Consider the following 26,153-nt stretch of genomic DNA (forward strand, 5'->3'; position numbering starts at 1 on the left):
AATCTCTATTTCAAATACTGTTGCAAGTTCGATTCATCTACGAATACGCTTTCAACTTTAACCCACTTTTCGAAGCTTTCTTTGTTCAGGATCTTGTATACCAGAGCGCCGGCAACCTCGCCCATCTTAACCGGGAACTGTGCGGATGTGCCTACGATCTTCTTATCTTGGATGAGCTTCAGCACATCTTGCGACCCGTCAATGGAATAAATCTTGATATCCGTTCTTTTTGCCGCTTCAATGGCAGCCAGTGCGCCTACGGCTGACGGATCATTTATTGTAAATACGGTATTAATCTCAGGGTTGGACTGCAGGAAGTTTTCCATGATCGGCAGGGCGGATTCCGTAGAAGCTTTGCCATCTTGTCTTGCGACAACTTTAATGCCGGGAGCGTCTTTAACAGCAGCGGAGAAACCGTCCGTTCTGTCCACAACTGCCTGAACGACCGACCAATCGATAATGGCTACGTTAGCTTTGCCATCCGTGTTTTTAACCATTGCTTCTCCAAGAACCTTACCGGCCATAAAGTTATCTGTGGTTACCAGAGCTGTTATAAGCTCAATGTCTTGAGGGGGAACATCCATAATAATGACCGGAATATTTGCTTTCTGCGCGGATATTAGCGCCGTCTTGATCCCTTTACTGTCGACGGGGGCAATAAATATAGCGTCTACCTTCTGTTGAATGAAGTCCTCGACATCGGAAATCTGCTTGTTGATATCAAGCTGTGCATCAACCTCTATCAGCTTGTCGCCGTGTTTATCCACAATCTCGGATTTCAGCCCTTTGCTCCAATCAATAAAATGCGGATTATTTAATGTAAAATAAGAGGCAGCAAACACATGTTTTTTCGTTCCATTCGAACCGGCCGAATCAGCCGTATTTTGAGTATTTCCTCCGCAAGCCGATACGGTCGCCATCGTTAGAACCATCGCAAGAACAAGGGTTAAAGACTTAATTCCTTTTCCTGTTTTCATAGAATATATCCCCCTTTAAAATAGGTTTAATGCTCTTCCCATGCTTTCGATCTATCCACTGCTTTTTGCCATCCGGCGTACAATTGATTACGCTTACATTCTTCGACTGAAGGCTCGAACCTGCGATCAAGTTCAAACGTGTCAAGCAGCTCGCTTTGATTCCTCCAAAAACCTGTTGCCAAACCTGCCAGAAATGCGGCTCCACGCGCGGTTGATTCTACAACTTTCGGGCGGATAACCGGAACACCGAGAAGGTCGGATTGAAACTGCATGACGAAGTTATTGCAGCAAACGCCGCCGTCGACCTTGAGCTCGCGATTCGTAATGCCGGAATCCGACTCCATACATGTAATGACATCACGAATTTGATATGCGATCGATTCAAGCGTTGCTCGAACGATATGGTTGCGGTTCGCGCCGCGGGTCAATCCAAGGATTGCGCCACGCGCATACTGATCCCAGTATGGCGCGGAAAGCCCTACAAAAGCCGGTACGACATAAACGCCGTTTGTATCCGGGACTTCTTGAGCGAGCTGCTCCGTCTCGTTAGCATCGGATATCAGCTTCAGCTCGTCTCGAAGCCACTGTACGGAAGCGCCTACTACATATAACAGACCTTCAAGCGCATATTCCACTTTGTTGTTTAATCCCCAAGCTACAGTAGTAAGGAGACCGGAATCAGATCGGATCGGCTTAGATCCGGTGTGCATGAGCAGCGAGCCTCCCGTTCCATAAGTCGCCTTCACCATCCCCTCTTGAAAGCATGCCTGTCCGAAAAGCGCTCCCTGCTGGTCTCCAACAGCTGCTGCAACCGGAATGCTTGCGCCAAACAGGGATTCATCAGTCCTGCCGTAAACCTCGCTGGAAGGACGAAGCTCGGGAAGCAATGCTCGCGGAATGTCCAGCTCTTTTAACAATTTGTCATCCCATTCAATCCGGTTGATGTTAAATAGCATCGTTCGCGAAGCATTGGAGTAGTCGGTAACGTGCACCTTCCCGCCGGTCAGATTCCATATAAGCCAAGAATCTACAGTACCGAAGAGCAGCTCGCCTCTTTCAGCCTTCTCTCTTGCCCCTTCGATATGATCGAGAATCCATCTAATTTTCGTCCCCGAGAAATAGGAATCGATCAGCAAGCCTGTATTTTCCTTAACGTAATCAGTCAATCCTTGTTCTTTCAGCTGTTGGCAAACATCGGAAGTCCGGCGGTCCTGCCACACGATAGCGTTCATCACAGGTTTTCCTGTTGCCTTTTCCCATATAATAGTGGTCTCTCTCTGATTGGTAATTCCGATCCCTGCTATATCCAGTGCGCTTGCGTTCGCTTTCTTCAACGCTTCATTTGCAGTTATTAATTGGGCCTCCCAGATATCCATCGGATTATGTTCCACCCAGCCTGGCTTCGGATAAATTTGGGCAAAATCTTGATAAGCCACTGAAACGATATTGCCATTATGGTCAAACAAAATAGTTCTTGCGCTAGTCGTTCCACAATCAAATGACATCACATATTTCTTTGTCACGCCAAACCTCCCGCTTTCCTGTGCTAATTGAAGAAGTCTGCACTATTTAAACGCTTTCAATAATGACTATCATAAATCAATCTGCTCTTTTAAGTACTATTTTAAGCCTCATCCTATCCATTTCATGATTAGCTCGACTGACCGATGCGGCATAATGGCTTGCTGCAATGGATGATCGAGCTAATCATGGCTTGTTTTTTTAATTTACTATCCGTGCTCTATACTTCCATCCCGTAACGATGTACCTTGTGCGTCGGATAGAAGGAGAATGAAGGAATCGTAACGTCCGGCGTTCTCGTTGCTACGAATAAGGTTGCTTCCGCAACATTGTCGACGTCGATGCAGCTATTATAGATTCCCTCTTTAAGTTCCTTTTCATCCAACCATCCATCGATATAAGCAGGAATTTCTCCGTCGTAAATACCTTTGTCGATAACCTCTGTCATTGGCGTCTTAACATGAGACGGATTGATTACAGTTACGCCGATGTTCTTGTCTTTGCCTTCTAGCAAAATGTTTTTGCTTAGCCCCATCATGCCATGCTTAGAAGCGCGATAAGGACTATGTCCAGGACAAGATGCTACTTTGGCTGAAGAAGATCCCATATTAATAATTCTACCGCCAGTCGTTTGCTTTTCCATGTAACGGAACGCTTCTCGGCAGCATAAGAAGACCGCCGTCAAATTTGGTCCGATCGTCTTGTTCCATTCTTCCAGCGTCGTATCGCTGATCGGAGGAGACAACGAATCGCGTCCGGCACTATTTACAAGCAGATCGACGCTGCCCCATTTGTCTTTTGCATATTTAAAGAAATCGGCAACCGTTTGCTCTTCGGTAACATCACCAACGATCCAATCGCAAATTCCGTTATTAGCTTCGATCTCTGCCGCAACTTGCTTCATGCGGTTCTCGTCGATATCCACCAATAAAACCTTGCTTGCATTTGCTGCGAATATTTTCGATACAGCTTCACCAATTCCAGAAGCAGCTCCAGTGACGATAGCAACTTTACCTTCCAATTGAGTTCCTTGAGCGTACATTTACTTCTTCCTCTCTCATTTAAAATCTGTTCTGGTTGACTCTCTAGCTAATGAATAAGGACTTCATATCCTCATTATAGAATATTATTCTTCACTGTCAATAATAAAATAAAATTTTATTCTATTTAAGGCATGATACTCTTTTTCGCTCAGACTACTCCAACTAAATCCTGTTCATTAGGGTCATATAGAAATTCGATTTTTTTGTTCCCATTCATCCGAAAAGACGGTTTGCTGCCGCAAGTCAAGCCAGCTGCCGCTTCTTCGTCCAATAGCACAATCAAATCGGGATGCAATTGAAGGAAGGACGCCGGACACCTGGTCGTAAGAGGACCTGTAAACGCTTCCTTAATGATGTTGCTTTTACCTTCGCCGCTCGCTATAAACAATATTTTTCCAGCCTTCATGATTGGACCGACGCCCATTGTAATGGCCTGCCTTGGGATTTGGTCATCCGAATGAAACCATTTGGCGTTTGCCGAACGGGTCTCTTCCGTTAACGTCACGAGATGAGTCTCGCTGGAAAGATGTTCTCCCGGCTCGTTGAAACCGATATGCCCGTTTAACCCGATGCCAAGCAACTGGATATCCAAATTACCGGTCTCCCGCAACAGCTCTTCATATCGAATGCATTCCTTCTCGACAGATTCGGCGGTTCCACTCGGTATATGAACATGCTCAGGCAAGATGTCGACATGCCGGAACAAATGCTCCTCCATAAATGCCGCATAACTATGGGGATGATCCTTAGACAGACCTACATACTCATCTAAATTATAGGTGGATACATGCTTAAGGCTGACCTTGCTTTTTCTAACGATATCAACCATTCTTTTGTAAATCCCGACAGGCGAAGAGCCTGTTGCTAACCCAAGCTTGGGATTGTTTTTTTCACGAATGGTGTGGATTAGAATTTCCGCTCCTATATGATCGGCTTGCCCCGCATCACGAAATATAGCAATTCTCATGATCTTATACTCCTCGGAAAGCTTTCACTTTATCCACGAGCTGCCGGCTTTTTTCAGTAATAGTTGCAAAATCTCCCTGTTTAGCCGAACTAATCAAAGATCCGCCGACGCCTACGGCTACCGCTCCCGCCTCAAGCCATTCTGTAATCGTATCGACGTTAACACCGCCAGTCGGCATCAGATTCAGCTGGGGCAGCGGGCCTTTTAGGGAACGGATCATCGGAGGTCCATAAGTCTCGCCGGGGAAAAGCTTAATGATATCGGCACCCGCTTCCATGCCTTCGAGCGCTTCCTTCACCGTCATGGCTCCCGGCATGCAAGGAATACCGTAACGGTTGCATAACTGTATCACATCCGTATTGACGAACGGGCTGACAACAAATTGTGCGCCTGACAAAATCGCAATACGGGCCGTTTCTGAATCCAAAACCGTTCCAGCACCGATCGTAACCTCTCCAGGCGCGAAGTGATTCGACAGCTTCTCGATGACTCGTTGAGCATAAGGAACTGTGAACGTAATTTCCAGGCTCGAAATACCGCCTCGCAGGCATGCTTCTGCGATTTTGACAGCTTGATCGCTATGATCCGCACGAATAACAGCGACAATTCCTTCCTCGCACAATCGATTGATCACTTTCAGCTTATTCATGCTCATATCTCATTTCCCCTCCATCAAAGATGATTGCTTTAGATGCTCCAGAACATTTGCTGCAGCCATAATTCCCATATTCTCGATAGCTTGATAGGTTGAAGCGGCACAGTGCGATCCGATGATCAGATTGTCCAGCTCCAGAAAACCTTTATCCTGCGGCGGCTCCTGCTCGAATACATCGAGACCTGCTCCCCATATCCGTTTTTCCTTCAAAGCTTCAAGAAGCGCTTGTTCATGAATAAGACCGCCTCTAGCCGTATTCACGATAACGGCCGTTTCTTTCATGCTTGCAAGCTCTTGCGCACCTATCAAATGTAACGTTTTATCCGTTAACGGCAAATGCAGGCTAATAAAATCAGCGCAGCGCAGAAGCTCGTCCAAACTTACATATTTAATCTGATTTTCAGAAGCATAGGTTTCATCTTTCATCAAATCATAAGCAATGATGTCCATGTTAAACCCTTTTGCCCTAGCGGCAACGCTTTTCCCAATGGCACCGAGTCCGATGAGACCCAGCGTTTTCCCCCATACGTCGACCGAGGTAATCTTATTCCAATTCAGTTGCCTGCAGGCTTTGTCAATCGGAATCATTTTTCTTGCGGCAGCGAGCATTAGCGTCATCGTATAATCTGCAACGGCATCCTTATTGGCTCCATTCGTTACGGTTACGGGTATTCCCTTGTCCCGCGCATAATTCAAGTCGATATTATCGGTGCCGACACCGTATTTGGAAATAACTTTAAGCTTGGTCGCTTGCTCAAGTACCTCTTGATCGATAGGATCAACGCCGACAATGACTGCATCTGCATCCCGGATCATCTCCGCCATTTCCTGTTTGTTAAGAATGCGGCCGTACGGATTAAGAACAAGCTCGCAGCCGTTCTCCCTTAAAATATCAATCGGTTGGGAATTACCCTTTCCAAAGGAACGAGGAGTTACCATCACTTTATAAGCCATTTGTTTTCACCTCTTCGTTTTTTCCTTGTAAATGCCTTGGAAGGATTATGAACCATCATATCTGCTATGGCATACTCCGATACCCCGCGTTGACGCAGCAACGGGATGAATTTAGCCGTCATATGATCCAAACCGATCTCGCCTCCGTAGCTCTTCAGCCTCGCTCGGGTCGTATCAAGACCCATGAGCAAAGACTCCCCGTATCCGGAGTCCAGCATATGAATGATCAAATCCGCTTCTTCCTCATCGTTGTGATACTTAAACCTGCCGATCGTATCGTACTCTAGGTAAACGCCGTACTCAGCCAACTGTTTATGGACGCTGTAATCCTCAAGCGTACGGTCCAAATGGCAAATGATCAGATTCTCAGTAGCTACACCCAGCTTCATGAAATGTTCTGCCACAACGATACCTTGGCGATGCGTCTCCGTATGGCACATGATGGGAGTCTCGGTTTCAAGCGAAGCTTGCGCCGCGGCATTTAACAGTTTGATGGCCATCAAGCCTGGCCGATCCTCCTCAATCGCGGTTTTGATTAACCCGGCTTTGGCATCAATCCGGTCAACTGGGTCACGATTATCTGCATGAATATACATCCCCGATTCGATTTCATTGATGAAAAGCGTTGCCAAACGATCTTCGCTCCATCGAAGCAGCCAATGATCTTCCGGATAAAAGCTCTGCTTATGGAATCCTGTAGAAGCTATAATGTGAATGCCGGTTTGCCTTGATACTTCTGCCAGCCAATCCGCCATTCGACCGCAGCCAATGGGCTGCGCATCCACGATGGCTTTGCCTCCTAGACGCTGAAAGACTTGCAATTCTTGTTTCGTTTTCTCAAAGTCATCGATTTGCAGTACAGGATTGGTCTGTGAAGGCGTTCCTTTGGCAATAAATAGATGTTCATGACTATGGCAAAAGCCTAATTGTTCTTTTGGTATATCCCCTAGAACCGTACGAATATTTTCCGTAATTTCCACCCCCTCGCATAGCTCATTCTTTATTTTAGTCCCGTTCATTACGCTTTCATTATAGAATTATATTTTCTTATTGTAAATAATGAATAAAATTTTATTTTATTATTTATTTGATTATTAGCTGAGCGCCTCACTGCTTTCATGATTACCTCCATCATTCGATCTAAAGGATTAGATGTTTGCTAGAATGTTTGCGTGATTGCTATTTAATCAAATGACACATATTCAAACTTTCCACTTGCCGCAAATAGCATCAAGCGTACCTTCAAAGGGTACTTGTTAGTGCCTATGTCACTTCAAAGTACGTACTTATCAATATCGTTTTTATGGTTATATAATAATATCGAATGCTATTATGGCCAAATTCAACAAGCGACGCTCGCTCTAAAAACTAAATTTCGGCTGACATGCTCATTCATGAACTTGGAGAATGCGTATTGCCGCATGTTCCACCGCACGATAATAGCATTTAATAGCGTACACACTTTTGGATCTATCATCATATGAAAAAGGAGCTGTTAGCATGAAAGGAATTGGGATTTCGCGGTACGGGTCTGTCTCACAGCTGAAGGTTATCGACATGCCGACATTGCCGCTTCAACCGGACGAGGTTCGTATTGCCATTCGGGCAAGCGGCGTTAACCCCGTTGATTGGAAAATACGTGAAGGCCTGCTTCAACATAGCTTTGCTTATGAATTGCCGCTCGTTTTAGGTTGGGATGGTGCGGGAGTCGTCTTGGAAGTGGGAGAAAAAGTTCATTCTCTTCAAGCGGGGGACGATGTTTTTTTCCGTCCGGAAATCGAAAAGCATGGAACCTATGCGGAAGAAATCAACGTGCCGGAAAGATTCGTCAGCTTAATGCCGAAGGGACTAACGTATGCCGAAGCGGCATCGCTGCCGCTCGTCGGCTTAACGGTATGGCAGGCGCTGGTGGAGGTCGGTAATGTCACGGAAGGACAGAACGTACTGATCTTAGCCGGTAGCGGCGGAATTGGATCAATTGCCATTCAATTGGCCAAAACACTTGGAGCCCGCGTTACGACAACGACGAGTACTCGAAACGTAGACTTCGTCCGCTCCCTGGGAGCCGACGAGGTAATCACCTATGACCAGCCACAAAGCCATACCTTTCCTCATGTATTCGACTTCGCTCTTGATACCCTTGGCGGCCAGCACTATTTGGATGCCGTTGGCTGGATGAAACCAAATGGCACGATTGCTACCATTTTTGGCGGGCCACATGAATCCAGACCTTTCTCTCCGGTAGCGATAGAGAAAAACATCCGAATCGAATATGTATTTACGCGTCCAGATGCGTCTAATCTCCATCACATCAAACGGTTGGTAGAGATGGACAGACTAAAACCGACTGTTACTGAAACATATCCGATGACGGTTGAAGGAGTACGTGAAGCTCATATGTCCAATCAAACTGGCCGCACTAAAGGAAAAATCGTATTAGTACGAGAACGCGACCAAGAAATCCACTAATCATTAGGGGACCGATAAGAATTTTTGTATTTTATTAATCATCACTAATTAATTTATCAGTTTGTAATTATTGTAAAATAGTTCGTCTTGAAAAAAGAGCATGCCAAATCCCCATCCATAGGTGGATGGGGATTTCATAAGCAGTATCGTTTTTCCTGCTTAGGTCAGATGATATTCTTCTTTATTGGTAAGAGTCGAGAAAATCTAATGAATCAGCAGATTTCTTATGAATGAGAGAGATAATAAGCATATTCCAATGGTCTACTAAATATTAAATTTTTGTTTTTAAAACTTTTAAGATCTTTGTATATATCTTTTTGTGGTTTTCCGTTTAATTCAATAATCCATAGCTTACTTTGTTCGTCTAAAGCGAAATCCACACTCAATTCTCCCAATGAACCCATATGAGCTTCTGCTTCTTGCGCAGCCGTTATGCTTAACTCATGAAGAGAATGGAAAATCTCATCTGTATTGTCCTCACTAAATAATAAGGGGAGAATTTCTGCGGCATCAAAAATGAACTCACACATACTCGTGTTGAAATAATGCTCATAGGCCACTCTGCATGCGATTGTGGAAACCTTCCACTCTCCCAAAATATCTTTTTGAACAAGGGCACGAATATCAAAATAGCGTTGATTAATCTGCTGGATACAAACCCCTTGCTGAACCATGTATTTCTCTGATCCAAGAAGTTCATCTAATTTTTCCTCAATGCTTTCATTTTTCCTGCAAATATACCTCGGAGCCAAAGCGTGCAAAGATATATTGACATCCCCATCATTCGTTCGTTCAACCCGGTACACTGACTTCCCCTTGCATCCATAGTCAGGCTTAAAATATATGACATGATATTTTTCTAATAACGCTGATACATTTGCTTGATCGTATAATACCGTGTCTGGTACATAAGGATTAAGCACAGACTGTTTTAAAAAATTGTAAAGATCCCATTTATTGAAAAAGTTGATATTGTTGAAGCATTTGTTACTGCCGATCACCTTTTCAAGACGTTGAATCGTTTTTGTCTCTTTGTTAAAGCACCGGTTATAGACGACATGGGGAAAAGCGAAAGAGCCTTGTTTCCATACGCCCTTAATCTTGCTGAGTCCATTAATTCGTTGTTTCTCCCAAATAATGTCCGCAGGTGTAAAAACGAATAGCTTTAAGTTTAAATGATCATATCGCTGATAAAGCTTCAGAACACTTTTTCTATTGTTTTTTTTGCTCACCAAAATCCCTACTAACGGCCGATTCTCCAATCCTCTTCACTCCCTGGCCTTCAATCACTTTTATTATCTAATGCTGGCACAGACGCAATGGTATGGGACAATAACATAGACGAACATATATCAGCGAATATCTTACTTTATTTTCCTATTTTAAGTTTGATAGGTATTTGGAGTGTTTCTCTTATTAGGCTTTTAATATGATGAAATAGATTGATAATAAGGAGATGAAATGATGGGTAGATGTAATTGTCCCCCCGGTCCTCCTGGACCTGAAGGACCGCGTGGGCCCCAAGGACCAATAGCAGAAGGACAGCAATTACTTCAAGGACTTGGAGGAGCAATCGGAGCAGCTGGACCCGCAGGATTGGCAGGAGCACTTGGACCAGCTGGATTAGCAGGACTTGCAGGAGCACTTGGTGAAGCTGGACCTGCTGGACTTGCGGGACTCGCAGGAGCACTTGGAGCAGCTGGACTTGCAGGAGCAACCGGAGCGACTGGAGCAGCAGGACCAGCAGGACCAGCAGGACTTGCAGGAACAGCTGGAGCAACCGGGGCAACTGGAGCAACTGGAGCTGGAGGATTAATTCCATTTTCAACGGGGATCATTCTTAGCGGTGCTACAGTAGTTTCAGCCGCTCCAATTTTAATGGGTTTTGGTAGTCACACAGTCGAAGTTATTGATGGTTCTGGAGAATCGACTAGTCCACCTGAAGCTGGTGGTTTTGCTTTCCCAATTCCATTTGCGGGTACCATTCAAAATTTACAAATCAGTGTAGATTTATTGGTTGCTTCTGTGGTTTCTATAAATACTCTCGGTCTTCAATATGATTTTACAGTATTCCGAGCACCCTCAGTTCCTAATAATGGCATAGATCATCTGTCTTCATCTTACGTGACCACACCGCTTACTAGTTCGGTTAGATTCGGATTTCCCAATAATGTCATAACAGCTGGTACTTTCCGATCCGCAACGAATATTAATGTTGGGGGATCATTAGTAGTTGCAGCGGGTGACCGTATAGGCATTCGTATAAGGACGCTCTTGTCGACAGATCCTTCAGCTGCTGATATCACTCAACTCTCCTTTAGCGCTACTCTTTCTTATACTCCTTCTTAATAGCACATCATGATTGAATAAATTTGCTCCCCGCATGATGAGGTCAGCCAACCTTTACTGGTTGACCTCCGTCTTGTATCTTTAACAAGTACAAGGAGTTGGTAATGAGAACCACGCTATTCCATTTTGTCATCATATATTTGGGTTTTGATTAAAAAACTCCCCTGCAAGATTTATAACTTCCGGTCGATATTGCTACTACCTACTCGAATCCGATATTCCATGCCGCATCCTTTTTGCAGACAAATCAATCATTATCAAAAAAAAACCACCCCGAAAGGTGGCCCGTACTCATGATAGTGCTATAGGATTTGGATAGGAGTGTATAGCCTAAGGATCTCTTTTAAATGTCCTATCACGTTTACGGAGCCTGCTACTTCTTTAGCACGAGGGAAAAGCTTGCATTCCGGTGATAAGAAATCATTATTAGGATCAACTAAACGAAGTCCCGTTGTTGTTTTATCCTATGTTTTTATCAATTGAATGCATTCCTTACTAGCTCCACCCCTGTAAACATATCGATTGCTCCCGTCGATGTATCAAATCCCGTTTTTATCAAAAAAACGCAACATTAACTCCCCAATTTCTTTCGCGTGCGTTTCCAAAGCAAAATGACCTGTATCTAATAGGTGAATATCAGCATTGGGTAAATCTTTTTTAAAAGCTTTAGCGCCATCCGGAATAAAAGAGCTATCGTTTTTACCCCAAGCTGCTAATAAAGGCGGCTGGTATTGTTGCAGATATTTTTGAAACTCTGGGTACATCTTCACATTAGTTTGGTAGTCAAAAATTAAATCCAGTTGTTTTTCATCATTTCCCGGTCGGGACATATACGCAATATCAAGAGTGTACCCGTCTGGGGAAACTTGATTTTCCTTTGTTCCGTCAACATATTGGTTTTTTATTGTATCAGGCGCAAAGGCGGTCCGGTAACTATCTCGTTTCTCTTGTGTTGGATTACGCCAATATTCTTCTCGAGCCGCCCATTTTTGACCAAGTCCTTCACGATAAACGTTGCCGTTCTGACTTATTATTGCTGTTACTTTTTCTGGATGGCGCATAGCTAAACGAAAGCCAATCGGCGCTCCATAGTCAAAGACATATAAAGCATATTTAGTAATCCTAAGCTGATTCATAAAGGCTTCCATTATTTCAGTAATTTGGTCAAAGGTATATTGAAAATTGTCTCTGTCAGGTGATGAGGAATGACCAAAACCAGGAAAGTCAGGGGCAATCAAATAGTAGTCATTTTCTAATTCAGGCATCAGATCTCTGAACATATGGCTTGCGGACGGAAAACCATGAAGCAATAAGATAACCGGTTTATCCGGATTGCCGGCCTTACGATAAAACACTTGTAATTCTTCTATTTCTACATAATGATAGGTCGTCATGTTATTTCCTCCAATTTATCAGTTGAAACGGTGTAGAATCGTTGCTAATTATCGCAGCTTACGATTTAGGAATCGCGCATCCCCGGTTAAAATTGTACTGCATTTTTTTCTGGATTCTTCCCCTTGGACATTACGCTACCCACTATCATCACAATTACAGCAATAACAAGTACCGAGGCTGCAAGAGCCAAGGATATGCTGAAACTATTTGTTGCATCCATTACAAAACCTGCCCCTATGGGACCAAGGATTTGTCCAATCCCAAAAAAACCAGTCATCCATGCAATGGCTTGACTACCACCTGTAGGTTTTAATGCACGAGCCGCGGTAATCGCAAGCATAGAAATCCCCATAAAGGTCCCGCCAAACAGAATTGAACCCAGACCAACACCGACGATATTAGGTACTAATACAGGCAAGATAACCCCTATAGCTTGTAGAATAAGCGCAATTATCAATGGCTTTACATAACCCATTTTACCCATGCACCAAGACCAGAATATAGTCGATGGCACCGCCGCTACCCCAACGATAATCCAGCTATAATCAGAAAAAAAATCCATATTCGGAACTTGTTTGACATAAGAAACCAAAAATGTCGCGCTAACGATATAACCCAAACCTTCAAGACCATATACAACAAGCAAATAAGGAAATAACTTTGATTCTTTTATAGAAGACTCTTTATCGCTGCTTTTCAGGGAAATATGTTGCTTTTTAGGCTCCTGGATATAACTCCAAATAAAGGCGACAAGAATGATGCTAATTACCAAGAGACCTAACCATCCTCCTCTCCATGAGTGAAGACTGAACAATGGAATGAGTAACCCTGATAGTGCAATACCAAATCCAACCCCGCCGTAAAAAATACCGATCCTTTTTCCACGGTTGTCAGCAAGAAGTGCATCTAAAACTAAACTCGATGCGAGGACAAAAATAAAACCACTACTCATGCCAGCTATGAAACGCAGGATCATCCACCAAGAAAACGAAGATACAACCCCCATTAATCCCGTTGTTAAAATGCATAAACCCACTTGAATTCGCAAATGAGTAGATCTCCGCTCTCCAAATGTAATGATACCCGCGCAAAAAGCTGCAACTAAGTAACCCAAGTTATTACTTGCCGCCAAATAACCAGCCTCTGTTATGGATAAATTCGTTTGTGACTGCATGAATGGGAGTATCGAGGTGTATGAAAAACGAGCGATACCCATTGCAATAGCGAGCATAACAAATCCACCAATTAAGATTTTTGTCGAAGCAGCTTTATCAGTTGCTTTTATATTTGGTCGTGTCAATTGTTCTTCCCCCCCCTCCTGTTTCAATTGTAACTTCACCGTGACATTGTGTAAAATGAAGTTAAACGATGCCTAGCATTAAAAAAAACAATACGTAAACGGAGGCTATTTATGGAGATCCGCGACATGCACATTTTTTTGACTGTGGCAAACGAAGGCAGTATTACACGTGCGGCTGAGAAATTGGAATACGTTCAGTCGAGTATAAGCATACGTATTCAACAACTTGAAAATGAACTTAATACCGTTTTATTTTATAGGCAACGACAAGGCGTTCAGCTTACTACATCTGGACAGATCCTTAAGTCTTATGTAGAGAAAATTTTATCTCTTACGCAAGAGGCCCGGCAAGTTGTATCGGATAAATCAACACCACAAGGACCACTTCGAATAGGATGCCTTGAAACGACAGCGGCAGTTCGTTTACCGAATATTCTCGCCGATTATCATCAATCCTATCCAGAGGTCGATTTAACATTGAAAACTGGCACGACGGACGACCTCGCTAAGTTAGTCCTGAAGTTTGAATTGGACGGTGCATTCGTATCCGCACCAATTGAGTATGAAGAGTTAGAAACAACGGAGATCGGCTATGAAGAGCTTGTGCTCGTAACGGGAGGACAAAACCTAACTATTGAGCGAATTGAAGAGTTACAAAATCAAACTCTACTCGTTTTTAGAATTGGTTGCTCCTACCGTCAAAAATATGAAGAGTGGTTAAGCCTTAAAGGAATTAGGCCATCCAAGATTATGGAGTTCGGTACCGTTGAAGGAATCCTTGGATGTATCCATGCGGGGCTTGGCATTTCGCTGTTACCCCGTTCAGTTGTGGAGAGGGCAAGTGAGCGCTATAGTCTTCAAATTCAAAACATATCAGAGAAGTTATTCAAAACTGCGACTTTGTTTGTTCGCCGCAAAGACTCTTATTATACTCCGGCCGTATCTGAGTTAATAAGAATATCAAAAGAAAGATTTAATTAAATCGGCTTGTCTAATGACTGCAACTAAGCAGAGCTGTCCGTTAGTTTTATACAACAGGATTTGAAATGTACGGCTATTTACAAAAAGCAGTCGCCCCAGGCTATGAAACCGCTTGAGGCGACTGTGTTCTTTTATTTCAATAAGGTTGGAACCGCTAAGCTAACAGAAGCGGTTAATTGTTGGTCAAGCTGATCCAGAACAAATACTTTCACGGTATAGGATAATTGCGCAGCATCCTCGATATCAAAGAAAGCAGCGAACTCTTTAGCAGTAGAAATAGGATCTGATTCTATAGCAAAGATGCTTACTGGCGTTATGTCGTTCATTAACTGGAACACGATTACTTGCTTGCCTTGTCGCGGTTCTGCTCCCGGAGTGAGCGCTACTACCACCTTGGCTCCAATACCCGAACTACGATCAAGCACGCCGTCCGAAATAAAGGTATAGGGCTCAACTTTAGGTCCTGTATTCATAAATCCCGCATGAATCCAATCCCCGTGGTCAAAGTTCTTGTCGCCGGCGTCATTCAGAGATAATCTGATCTGCTTTGCGCCGTCAGGCAGCGGTACGTCAAAGTTCCATGCCATGCCTTTGCCGACAAGCGGCGAGGATGAAAGCAGCTTTTCATCCACATAAACCTTAAAGTACATGCTTGCATAGCCACCGTTTTCATTAACTTCATCATCCGTTCCCGCCACAGCGACAAACCTTTTCGCGCCTGTCGGGATATTGTAGACAATATCAGAGTTGGCATGTGTACCCAATCCATGGTCGTATCGTTGGCCTGCGACAGTCAGCTTATTTCCATCGATGGACTTATTCTTTTTGGGTATGTTTGCCCATCCTGATGTCGCGCTCACCCAATCCATTTGATCCAAAAAAACGTCCGGCAGCGGCGGCACAGGACCATTATGCTCAAAAGTATGCAGCGTTTTGGATACCGTATTCGAATCCCCATATCCTTGCACGAACAGCTTTGCTTTTATGGTTGCGCTGCTCACCGGCAACGTAAAAGGTTCCGTATACAACAGCGAATCTCTGGTCGGTTCGCTGCCATCGATAGAATAACGGATTTCGTAGCTGCTTCCCTCTGCATTCGTTTGTATGGCTACTTTACCGCCGATATCCATCCAGCTTCGCTCACCATCATAGACGATCTGCAAATACGGCGACGTCTTGTTAAAGCGGGCGGAAACAGCGCTTCCTGCTCCTTCTCCATTCATAATTTTTGCGCGAACGACGGAAGAAGAAGTGATTTCAATAAAATTCTCATATTTAGGCGAGCTTGCCGTCGGTTCGGATCCGTCAAGCGTGTAGCGTATTTCACTCGAAGCGTCCACGGGCTTGAGGTACACTTTTCGTTTATCCAGAAATCCGCCGCCAAATGGCTCCATATCGAGCTTCGTAAACTTAGCCACATAACCTCCGCTACCGCGCATCGACAGATTGAGCACACTGCTTGAGGTTACCGTTTTATTCTCAATGATATATCCGTCTTGTTTAGTCCTATCATCCATATAAATGTGCCCCGTATAATTCCCGCTGCCCAAAAACGATAGCGCCACATCCAACGAGCGCTCCTGCAAACCATTCATTACGGCTACATACCAAGTCGTACCCGAACGTCTAGCCATGGCCGATACCTCGCCGATCTCGCTGCCTGGGAGCACAATCGTCTCGTCCCATGCGGTTGGAATGCTCTTAATGAGCTCCACAGCCGGATTCATTAACATATTCTCCGGATGCTCGCCAAATGAAAGACTTGGCGACGTGAAGCTGAGAGCCGTGGCAATCTGATGGCTCCAGGAGCTTTGCCCCATACGATTGCTGAATGACATCGGCGTATAATCGCCATGACCGGCCAAGTAACGAGTAAAGGGCAAGGTTGTGTTATGGTCTGCCGGAGGCGCGCCTTGCTCCAAGCCGTGAATGCCTTCTCGGGTTATCTCGTTCGGATATGTACGAGATAACCCGGTCGGCTTATTGGCGCCATGAAAGTTGACCATCAATTGATATTTGGCCGCATCCTCCAGCGTATCGCGGTAGAAGTTGATCTTAAACCGTTCTTCCCCATCGATAAAATCAAGCTTCACGCCAACTACACCAGCGGCTTGCGCCTTCTCGAAGAAGGCCAAACGGTCAGCACGATTGAATATGCCTTTCACACCCGAACGGTCTGAAGCCGATTTCCACAACCAGCTCTCCACATGTTTGGATTTGCCGTAATCGACAACTTCTTTGACAGCGGCCCAGTAAGCATCGGGCGTAGCAGCCCAGTCCGTCCATCCCTCATCGATCAAGTTGTATGGAATGCCGAGTTCAGAAGCATAGTCGATATAAAGTTTCATATTCTTCAGCGAAACATCGCCATCGACGACCCAAGACCAGGTCGATGGCCCCGGCTTAATCCAGTCCGTGTTGTTATCAAAGATGGCTGCTCTCGGGGGGTTAACGTTCGGAACAATATCGCTGTTCACTAAGCCATTCAAATCGTTTGCAACGGATACGATTCTCCAAGGCGTTGCCACGGAACCGGATAAAGTCCAGCTCCCCCCATTCATAAAGTTGGCCTTGAAGGTGCTGTTCCCTTCGGCGACAAGGGTCATGCCGGCATAATTGACCAAAGCTCCTTCCGTTATCGCCGCATAGCCGCCATTATCAGGAAGCTTTATCGTCATCGGCGGTCCGATTTTGGTGCCGACAGGAACCGATTGGGCACTTTGTTTCGTATATTTCCCTTCATAGGAGATCGTATTTTGTTGGTACCAGACTGTGCTGTCAACAGGAATTTTAAAACTGCTGCTTTCGCCGGAAATGGCATAATCCCCAGATCTTGGTGGGAGTACATAACGGAAAGCGATACCGTCATCGAACAGCTTCACTTCCAGCGAATACTTCATTCCAGTAATCGTATTGATCATTGGAATTGTCGTCAGCGTATGATGATCGCGAGCCGTGGAATGCTGTCCGATCCATGGATATGAAACGGGATCAGGTGAGCTTGTCACCACTTCGGCTTGATCCCAAACCGCACGTTCGCCGATGTCGATACCCTCGATAATGACGCCGAGAAACGAATTTTCAATCACTGTTTTTCCATTAAATTTCATAGAATACGCTAGTCTGCCGTTCATATGCTCTATCGTGCTTGTCACTTTTCCTTGGGGACTTGCGATATTCACTGGTTCTGAAGGCTCCCATTCGTCGGAACCGTCACTCAGCAGGAATTTGGCGTCCAGCCAGTTTGTGTGATCGCAGGTAGGATCGCCCAGATTGTCCGTAATCAATGTCAGCGTCTTTGCCCCGGCAGGAATGCTGACATTGAACATATACGTTTCGTTAATTTTCAACTCGGGCGAGCTCGCAATGACGACATCGTCAGCCTTGACGTAAAATTTCGCTTTGGCCTTCACAAACTCCGGGTTGGACTTCACCTCGTCATCGATACCTGCTAAAGCTGTAAAACGCTTATACCCCGGACCGAGATTGTATTCGATTTTGGAGCTTGCATGTGTGCCGATCCCTTTGCTGTACACGATGCCAGCGGAGGTAAGCGGATTGCCGTCCAATGATTGATCTCGCTTACTAGGACTCCAGTAAGACTCGGAGCTTACCCAGTCCAGATCGGATACATAAACCGACTGCTGCACGCTTGATTGAGCAGCAGGGTTGGCATCCGGCAGCTTCACGTTGTAGGTCGCTTCGGTTACCGATGAATTAGATGTAATTGCGTTCGAAGTTTGTACAAGCTCAGCAGCAGTGACTTCTTTGGAGAATCCTGTTACAAAGCTAAAATTGATGGTCATCAAACAAGTTATCAATAACAAACTTACGACGGCGTGGAGCCTATGACGTCTTCTTTTCATATTCACTCCTCCTCGAACAAGAGATTATAGATAGCCTGCGCATTTTGCGCGCGGGTTGCTTGAGACTTTGGATCAAACTCGCCATCCTTTACCCCTTGCATCACCTTAACCGCCAATGCTTTATTAACGGCTTCCACTGCCCATTCAGATACGTCAGCCCTATCTTCAAAGGATTGCAAAGGTTTTGCTGCCAAGCCAATCTTCCCATGCTTAAATTCATAAGCATTCACAAGCATAATCGCCATCTGTTCACGAGTGATCGCTGCATGAGGAGCAAATTCAGTATCCGTGACTCCTTTAACGAGTCCAGCCCCATAAGCGGCTTGGACAGCACCAGCAAACCATGCGTTGTTATCAACGTCTGTAAATGGAGATGCGTTTGCGGTTGTATTTGCCGTTAATCCTAAAGCTCTTATCAGCATAGCTGTGAACTCTGCGCGGGTGGTCTTGTCATCGGGAACGAACAGGTTTTCCGTTTTGCCTGTTATGATATGTCTAGCCGATAGCACTTCCAGCGTACGCGCCACCCAGTGGCTTTTGTTAACATCATCAAACGACTTTCTATATGCCATAACTGCATATTTGCTCAAATGCTTCAGCTGCACGGTGATCGTTGCTGTATCCGGATTCGTATTCCCGCCATTAAACTCCCATTGATCCATCTGCTCATTGTAGTAATAAACACCAAGCAGCAAGGGATCCGTATTAGCCTTGTCATAAGGCAAGGAAATTTCGACGCTTCCATGCAATTGTTCGGCTTTAATCTCGCGATTATCCTTAGTTAGCAAGGACACTTTAATTTCATAGATTTGGCCCGAAATTTTTAATTGCGCTGCCCCTTGCTGAGCCTGGCTGACATTGCCTGACACCGGCTCCAACTTGACTTGTACGATAGCTTCTTCCATCGTACCTGCCTTGGAAAGGAGATACTTCAACTCCTTCTGATCAATGGTGACAGAAGCACCTTCAACCTTCACTTGCAGTGCTCGATCTTGAATATCTTTCATGGATACGAGGGCTGATGTTTGGTTCTTATCGAGCTGTACGAATGCCATACCCTCTTTCATAACCGGAAGGACCGAAGGCAAGACATGGTTTGCATTGCCGCCATTATTCGGAGATTCGTTATCGCCCCCGCCATTTTTCTGAGTGATGGTTACGAGAGAACTACCCGCGATGCCTGATCCATCTTTTGCCGTAGCTTTTACAGTTACAATTCCTGCTTTAATCGCTGTTAATACCCCTTGCTGATCAATCTGAGCTTGACCTGTTTCATTGTATACAGACCAAGTCACCGTTTTATTCGTTGCATTAACAGGCAATACAGTTGCTGCAAACTGCGCTTGGCTGCCAACAGCCATGGTGTAAACGGAAGGATTCAGACTGATCTCATCTGCTAAAACTTCCGAGCCGCTGCCTGTTTCTTCGATGACCTCGAAATGCTTCACCGTTCGTACATCCCCGCTTCCGGCAACAATCGTATACGTCCCGATCATAGCGTCTTTCGGCAGCGTAAATGAGTCACTGAAATTTCCGCCCTTTAACACATTGACATAGAGGATGCTTTGGTCCGGCCTTAACACTTTAATTGTAAGCGTGCCCAGCTTTGTAAGCCCGGTTATCGCAACCGTATCTCCTGCTTTCTTTTCCGTAATATCTTGCAGCTCCGGCGCCTCAACCGGTGCTAGATAAGGCTGCATTACCTGCGCAAGCCGATTAGCAATCTTAACATGTCCGGCGCTGGAAGGATGCAGACTGTCGTTGAAATCGGATGACGGATACGCATCTATCCAACCGGATGTATCTACATAATGCAGCTTGTCATCGCCTGCAGCGATTCGGCTATTGACTGCGGCTAGCGTAGGCGCAGCTTTGAAGCCGCCAAAGGTGCGAAGAACAAACAACTGCGCAGCTGGGTACTTCGTCCTTATCTGCTGGAGAAATGCCGTATATGTGGTCTGAAAATCGCTATCGGATACATTGAACTTAGCATCATTAGTCCCTAAATTAATAACAATCCCATCTGGCTGGTATGTGCTGAAATTCCAATCCGGTGAGTCCGGATAATCGCCTGGCTGCAGTTTAAAATATTGCTCGCTCATCCCGAGTGAATTAGGCGCATAGCAAGCTATACCTGTCTCCAGGCAGATCCCGGTGTAGGCAATCTGAGTGTGATCGGCATTTAACTGCTCTCCTGCTAGCCATGCGTAAGAACCGATCGATACTTCAGGCGTTGTGTAGCCAACGGTAATGGAATCGCCAATGAACTCAATCAAATGCTCCCTCGGAGCCGCTGGCACAGTGGTCGCTCCGCTGTCAAGAAGCAGTCCTTGAAAGGACAGGACATCCAGAACATCTTTGGAAACTACGGTTAATCGATGTGTTCCAGCAGGAAGCGGCGTCGATGTTATAGGGACGGTTCCGTTCGCATTTTTATACAAAACGTAAGGGCCATCATCGATCTTGGCATACAGATTCGCTGAAGCACCCATTTTAATTTGGACGTTCGTCCCCGTGAAGCTTACCCGCAGGGATGCGCCTGGCCAGTAGCTTTTATATGTTGTTGATGAGCTCCGGTCCCATCTGCCCATATAGAGAATGTTGGCATCCCCTGGAGCGACAAAATCCAGCACAGGCGCTACCTGCGGTGTGGCATTGACTTCATTGGACGCAGCGCTCACTCCTCCCGGATAGACCGCCTTAATCACAAAAAAATAGGTCGTTCCATTGCCCAGTCCTTCTGCCTTGTAGCTGGTAACAGAGCTGTTCACAGAAGCTAGTGCCTCTCCATATGAACCTTCAGCAGCTCGGCTAAATATTTGATAGCTTGTCGCCCCTTCAACTGCGTCCCAGTTCAAGCTCACTTGCCCATCCCCTGCAATAGCGGCATGCAATGTAGGCGTACCTATTCCTGTAACGGTCACCGCTGCCGTCGCCAAAAATTCTCCATTTGACGTTGCAGCTGTAATGGTGGCGGTACCAGGTCCTGTTGCGGTAACGAGACCGCTGTCGTTTACACTGGCGACATTGGGATTACTCGATGCCCATATTGCTTTTTTGTTCGTTGTATTCTCCGGAAGCAGCGATGCCGAAAGCTGCTCCGTCATGCCTGTCAACAAGTCTAGCTTCGTCTTATCAAGCTTAATACTGTCTGCTAATATCTCTGGTCCATACACCTCAAATTCCCAAATGGAGTATCCGAATTGCGTAGCTCTGACCGTTCCGTACATGCGAACGTAACGGGCGCTTACTTCGTTAAATGAAACCGTTTCCAAAGAACCTTTTCCGCTTGTGGTGCTGAACACATTGGTCCAGTTCTTTGCATCATCGGACACTTGAATTTGATAGCTTTTGCCGTACGCCGCTTCCCAATAAAGTCGTACTTCGTTGATCCGTTTGGTTTCGCCAAGATCAACATACAACCATCCTGGATCAACGCCTCGCTTGGACCCGAAACGCGTTGTAAGATTACCGTCGAAGGCCAAAGAAGCCGTATCGGTCGAACCGTCGCTTGAAGATCCGACTGCCGGTTGTTTTAGTGCCAAGTTGGTCCGCGGTCTCGGTTCTAGTTCCTGCACCGGTTTAATCGTAACTCCGCTATAAAATTCCCGATCCGTAAAATTCATTTCATGTAAAGTCGTCGCAGGCGTAGAGCTCCCCGGCATATAAACATTTTCAAAGGTAATGCCCGTTATCAATGCCCCTGCCTGCCCTTTGATTTTGGCAAAGCTTTCACCGGCATCGCGCACGGTAATATCCTTCACGGTAACCCCAGTGATCGGCCCTACGCCATTGTTATTGTGATTCACCGTAAACAGGGTCATCCATGCGCTATTGTCCTCATTTTTACCGCTAATGTCCTCCACGTCGATATTTTCAAACGTCACGTTGCTTACCGAGCCATCCCCATATTTATGATGGATTGCGAAGCCTACAGCTGCCTTATACACAACGCCATCTTTAAATGTGATGTTGTCCTGATTTTGCATGACACCCTGACCTATTTTGTAGCCGTAACATAAGGTCCATGTGATACTGTCCTCGATCACAACATCGCTTACTGGTTCTGGATTCCCAGGCCAAGGAACTTTTCCTGATGCGATATCCGTATCCTCTTGCCATGCTTTCGTCGAATAAGGATCATCTAAAGCAATGCCGATCGAATTGCGTACGACAGCATTTTGCGACTCGACGATATCAATCCCGTCATTCTCGCCCATGCCAAGGCTGTTAAACATTTTTAAATTTGTAAATACCAAATCATTGGAACGAACAGGCATGACAGCCCACCCCGCAGACTCTCGAATGATGACGCCGTCCATCGTAAAGTTGGACGTGGCAATTGGGACTACTAGGTTGTTGATCATCCCTTTATTGTTGGTACTCTTATCGTCGTGAAGAAGTTTTCCGTTACCGTCGATCGTTCCACGTCCGTAGATCTTAATATTCTGGGAGTCAAACGCTGTGGAGATCCACCATGTTGCAGGTCTGCCCATGGAATTTTTAAACCAATGCTCCGTATAATCAGCCGTCTTCCCTGTACCGACAAAGGTTGCTCCGGGCTGCATGTAGATGGCTGTATTGCTCTTTAGTATTAAGTTACCAATATAGTACGTTCCAGCCGGTACATAGACAACGCCTTGGGCGTTATTTCCCCGTCCCGTACCGTAGCTGCTGGCATCATCAATTGCCTTCTGAATCGCTGCCGTTCTTTCGGTTACCCCCGTCTGAACGCCAGTTGTCGTTACTTGGTAAGGAGCTTCGGTAATATTGTAGATCCCTTCTCCTGATGAGGCTGGAATATCGGTTTCCGCCGGATCAGCCGCAATGACGAGCCTCGTTGTTCGGTTGTTCATTGAAATGATCAAATACTCATCCTTCTGAGTTGTAATCGTTAACGTTCTGCCTACAACACTATCAGCCTTGATTCCAAGTTTCTTAGGACTGATTGCGTACTCATGCACCTTGTCCGTATTCAGAATCGTCACCTCATACGTCACAGGGCCGCCGGACATCGAGAAATGAGCGTAATCATAATCGTTGTATGCTTTAATTACCGGGATTGGCACCCCATTCGCTTTGAGCGTGAAGTTCGCTGAGGCCGAATACCTTGAGGATTGATCGTAAGGAAAAATCTCTGCGGGCGCTGCACCTGCGTCCATTGTTAACTCCGGTGCAGCTTGAGCGGTTTCTGTCGGAAAAATAAGAACCGACGCCATTAGCGCCAACGACAAAACCACACTAAGCCATCTTTTAACCTTTAACATTTGCAAATGTCCTCCTTCATGATTGTATTCATTAGCCTCCACCTTCGATTGAAAGCCCTTACATTTTCTTCGTGCGTGTTCAGTTTAGCAGACTACTCCCGCTTCCATAATGAGGAAAATCCCACTTCTAGGGCAGATATTTATATATTTAAGTGCTTGTTTGCGAATGAAACAAAAAAGCAGACGCTGCGAGTTATGTAATCACTCTTGTCGCGACTGCCTACACTATCATTGCAAAGATGGGAGTGGAATATGAAAAGCCGAGGGTAGGATTGAAAAACAATTGTACGAGACACTGTACGCCATTTCATGGAAGGTTCGGATGAGGCATTTAGAAGGAGAAGAGAAAAATATTCATTTTAAATTCGAGTAAGTGATGATGCGCTTTAATGAAATCGACGTAAGTATTATGATTAATAGTCGGTATAGAGGTTAGAGCTTTAACCTAATTAGGCTGCCTCTATATTAGTAGCAGTCTGAGTTGTATGATGAGGCCAACCAGTTTTTACTGGTTGGCCTCTTTTGATTAACAAATCGAATATGATCCTCAGAATGCTCTTTCCTCAGCTTCCCATCTTGCGACCTCTTCCCGAACTCGCGGTGCGACTTCCGTTCCCAATAGTTCAATGGCTTTCATAACATCCTCATGTGGCATGGTGCCAACGGGCAAATGCAGGAAAAATCGAGTGAAACCTAAATGTTTGCGCATGTGAATAATTTTGTTGGCAACCGTTTCGGGATCGCCTACATAGAGTGCGCCTTCTAAGCTGCGTGCGGCATCGAATTGTGAACGGCTATAATGTCCCCAACCGCGTTCTTTACCAAAATAATTAAACGATGCCTGAGTGGGAGGGAAATACTTGTCAACCGCTAGAGAAGTACTCTCCGCAACGAACCCGAGTGAGTGCACGGCTATCTTTAATTTCGATGCATCATGTCCTGCACGAGTCGCAGCTTTCTTATAGAGTGGCACGAGCGGAGCAAATTGCATGGGACTCCCGCCAATGATCGCCAAAACAAGAGGCAGTCCAAGTACGCCTGCTCGTATGACCGATTCCGAATTGCCCCCACTGCCAATCCATACGGGCAAAGGATTTTGAACCGGACGCGGATACACACCAAGATTCGTAAAGGCAGGTCGATGCCCTCCCTTCCAGGATACCTTCTCCGACTCCCTTAATTTTAATAATAGCTCCAATTTTTCCTCGAACAGCTCTTCATAGTCTTTTAAATCATATCCAAACAATGGGAATGCATCGACCATAGAGCCTCGACCCGCAATAATCTCAGCGCGTCCATTTGAAATACCATCGAGCGTAGCAAATTGCTGAAATAAACGTACGGGATCAGCAGCAGATAGCACGGTAACCGAACTGGTTAAGCGTATCCTTTTGGTCATGGGCGCCGCTGCGGCCAATATAACGGCAGTAGCAGAATCCCCAAATTCCTTACGATGATGCTCTCCGACTCCAAATACATCCAATCCAACCTGATCGGCAAGGACAATTTCTTCCACAACCTCACGCAGTCGCTGCGCATGACTTATTGTCTCGCCCGTTTGAACATCGGGAGTTGTTTCGACAAACGTATCTACACCAATTTCCATTTTCAAATCCCCCTAAATACAAAATTATAATAAAATCCTTCTTATCAGAAAGAATCCACACCATCATTTTTAACATGGCCTTCACGATTTTTAATTCCATATCCGATTTTCTTCAGCACGTGAATAAGTTCTAGCTTCTCCTCATCCGTCGCGAAGGACAAATTGTCGGAGATCGTTTGAACATGCTTTGGGAAGATATTGTCAAAGTAACTTCTTCCTTCCCCGGTCAATGCCACATTTGTTTTACGTCGATCACCCGGGATGGGGAGCCGTTCCACGAACCCCTTCTTCTCCAGCTTATCGACCACAGAGGTGATACTCCCGCTAGGAATCGAGAAAGTATCGCTAATGATCTGAATGGAATGCGGACCTTTATTGTAAAGAAACTCGAGAATTCGGAAGGTTTCCATACTTAACCCATAGCTGTCAATGTCACATTCTAAACTCGCGTATAGCACTTTCATCGAGTTGCTTATTACACGTATGAGTCTTAAATCAAGCGCCTTGCCCTCAACATCGCGTTCAGTCACTCTTCCCCACCCCCTTATCTTGGTTTTGCGTACAACGGATATTCCAGTTCTGTAAGGACAAGTTCTGATACGTTATTTTTCCGTTAAAGCATTCCTCTTTCGCTTCATATTCGAAGCCGGAAATTTGAGTGTTCCCGTGAATAACTCCTTTCTTAATCTATCTAGATTCAATATCCTAAGAATATTTATTCTATGAATATTTATCCTAAGATTATTTATTCTAATAATATATAAAATATAACTAGTCCATTAATTTGTCAACAGGTGAAATAA

The 26,153-nt window shown here is 45.2% G+C and carries 18 protein-coding genes; 4 read left to right on the forward strand and 14 right to left on the reverse strand.

The window, feature by feature from the left end:
* Positions 1-5 precede the first annotated feature (5 nt).
* From ADU23_RS26430 to ADU23_RS26460, 7 genes are all read right to left on the reverse strand, one after another.
* Complete coding sequence (locus tag ADU23_RS26430; RefSeq protein ID WP_053376490.1) at positions 6-977, reverse strand: sugar ABC transporter substrate-binding protein; 972 nt, start codon at positions 975-977, stop codon at positions 6-8.
* A 26-nt stretch (positions 978-1,003) separates the two neighbouring features.
* Positions 1,004-2,500: a glycerol kinase GlpK gene (gene glpK / locus ADU23_RS26435; RefSeq protein WP_231637537.1), complete on the reverse strand. Its 1,497-nt coding sequence runs from the start codon at positions 2,498-2,500 to the stop codon at positions 1,004-1,006.
* A gap of 218 nt (positions 2,501-2,718) precedes the next feature.
* Positions 2,719-3,540, reverse strand: a complete 822-nt coding sequence (locus tag ADU23_RS26440; protein WP_053376491.1) for an SDR family oxidoreductase — start codon at positions 3,538-3,540, stop codon at positions 2,719-2,721.
* A 149-nt stretch (positions 3,541-3,689) separates the two neighbouring features.
* On the reverse strand, positions 3,690-4,508 hold the full coding sequence (nagB, locus tag ADU23_RS26445) for a glucosamine-6-phosphate deaminase (protein ID WP_063846108.1): 819 nt from the start codon (positions 4,506-4,508) through the stop codon (positions 3,690-3,692).
* A 4-nt stretch (positions 4,509-4,512) separates the two neighbouring features.
* Complete coding sequence (locus ADU23_RS26450) at positions 4,513-5,163, reverse strand: bifunctional 2-keto-4-hydroxyglutarate aldolase/2-keto-3-deoxy-6-phosphogluconate aldolase (protein ID WP_331459288.1); 651 nt, start codon at positions 5,161-5,163, stop codon at positions 4,513-4,515.
* Positions 5,164-5,166: 3 nt separating this feature from the next.
* Positions 5,167-6,117 carry a phosphoglycerate dehydrogenase gene (locus tag ADU23_RS26455; RefSeq protein ID WP_053376492.1) on the reverse strand — a complete coding sequence of 317 codons (951 nt, stop codon included), beginning with the start codon at positions 6,115-6,117 and terminating at the stop codon, positions 5,167-5,169.
* Positions 6,102-7,097, reverse strand: coding sequence for a phosphotriesterase family protein (locus ADU23_RS26460; protein WP_053376493.1), 996 nt, complete (start codon positions 7,095-7,097; stop codon positions 6,102-6,104). Before ADU23_RS26460 ends, ADU23_RS26455 begins: the two co-directional genes overlap by 16 nt.
* 520 nt (positions 7,098-7,617) lie before the next feature.
* On the opposite strand from ADU23_RS26460, the gene ADU23_RS26465 reads away from it, so the two are divergent.
* Positions 7,618-8,586, forward strand: a complete 969-nt coding sequence (locus ADU23_RS26465; protein ID WP_053376494.1) for an NADP-dependent oxidoreductase — start codon at positions 7,618-7,620, stop codon at positions 8,584-8,586.
* Between the two features lie 224 nt (positions 8,587-8,810).
* On the opposite strand, the gene ADU23_RS26470 is transcribed toward ADU23_RS26465, so the two are convergent.
* Positions 8,811-9,848, reverse strand: a complete 1,038-nt coding sequence (locus ADU23_RS26470) for a YheC/YheD family endospore coat-associated protein (protein ID WP_053376495.1) — start codon at positions 9,846-9,848, stop codon at positions 8,811-8,813.
* 371 nt (positions 9,849-10,219) lie between these two features.
* On the opposite strand from ADU23_RS26470, the gene ADU23_RS33770 reads away from it, so the two are divergent.
* Together ADU23_RS33770 and ADU23_RS33775 are read left to right on the forward strand one after the other, a co-directional pair.
* The gene (locus tag ADU23_RS33770) at positions 10,220-10,402 is read left to right on the forward strand and encodes a hypothetical protein (protein WP_231637538.1); all 183 of its coding nucleotides are present in this window, start codon (positions 10,220-10,222) and stop codon (positions 10,400-10,402) included.
* 62 nt (positions 10,403-10,464) lie between these two features.
* Positions 10,465-10,935 carry a hypothetical protein gene (locus ADU23_RS33775; protein WP_218061007.1) on the forward strand — a complete coding sequence of 157 codons (471 nt, stop codon included), beginning with the start codon at positions 10,465-10,467 and terminating at the stop codon, positions 10,933-10,935.
* Between the two features lie 539 nt (positions 10,936-11,474).
* Here ADU23_RS33775 and ADU23_RS26480 read toward each other — a convergent pair.
* Entirely contained in the window at positions 11,475-12,329 is an 855-nt protein-coding gene (locus ADU23_RS26480; RefSeq protein ID WP_053376497.1) for an alpha/beta fold hydrolase, read from the reverse strand.
* 86 nt (positions 12,330-12,415) lie between these two features.
* Positions 12,416-13,630, reverse strand: a complete 1,215-nt coding sequence (locus tag ADU23_RS26485) for a YbfB/YjiJ family MFS transporter (RefSeq protein ID WP_053376498.1) — start codon at positions 13,628-13,630, stop codon at positions 12,416-12,418.
* Between the two features lie 111 nt (positions 13,631-13,741).
* Here ADU23_RS26485 and ADU23_RS26490 point away from each other — a divergent pair, with 111 nt between their 5' ends.
* Positions 13,742-14,611 carry a LysR family transcriptional regulator gene (locus tag ADU23_RS26490; RefSeq protein ID WP_053376499.1) on the forward strand — a complete coding sequence of 290 codons (870 nt, stop codon included), beginning with the start codon at positions 13,742-13,744 and terminating at the stop codon, positions 14,609-14,611.
* Positions 14,612-14,742: 131 nt separating this feature from the next.
* Here the strand turns inward: ADU23_RS26490 and ADU23_RS26495 are convergent, their stop codons facing one another.
* The 4 genes from ADU23_RS26495 to ADU23_RS26510 form a co-directional block, all read right to left on the reverse strand.
* The gene (locus ADU23_RS26495) at positions 14,743-18,477 is read right to left on the reverse strand and encodes an NPCBM/NEW2 domain-containing protein (RefSeq protein WP_053376500.1); all 3,735 of its coding nucleotides are present in this window, start codon (positions 18,475-18,477) and stop codon (positions 14,743-14,745) included.
* Between the two features lie 2 nt (positions 18,478-18,479).
* Positions 18,480-23,744 (reverse strand): S-layer homology domain-containing protein, encoded by a 5,265-nt coding sequence (locus tag ADU23_RS32405; RefSeq protein WP_082311214.1) that lies wholly within the window; start codon positions 23,742-23,744, stop codon positions 18,480-18,482.
* Positions 23,745-24,291: 547 nt separating this feature from the next.
* Entirely contained in the window at positions 24,292-25,350 is a 1,059-nt protein-coding gene (locus tag ADU23_RS26505) for an LLM class flavin-dependent oxidoreductase (protein ID WP_053376501.1), read from the reverse strand.
* Positions 25,351-25,394: 44 nt separating this feature from the next.
* Entirely contained in the window at positions 25,395-25,880 is a 486-nt protein-coding gene (locus ADU23_RS26510) for a MarR family winged helix-turn-helix transcriptional regulator (RefSeq protein WP_053376502.1), read from the reverse strand.
* Between the last annotated feature and the right edge of the window lie 273 nt (positions 25,881-26,153).

Origin of the sequence: Paenibacillus sp. FJAT-27812 (assembly GCF_001273905.1) — a bacterium.
In the GTDB taxonomy this organism is placed as follows: Bacteria; Bacillota; Bacilli; order Paenibacillales; family Paenibacillaceae; genus Pristimantibacillus.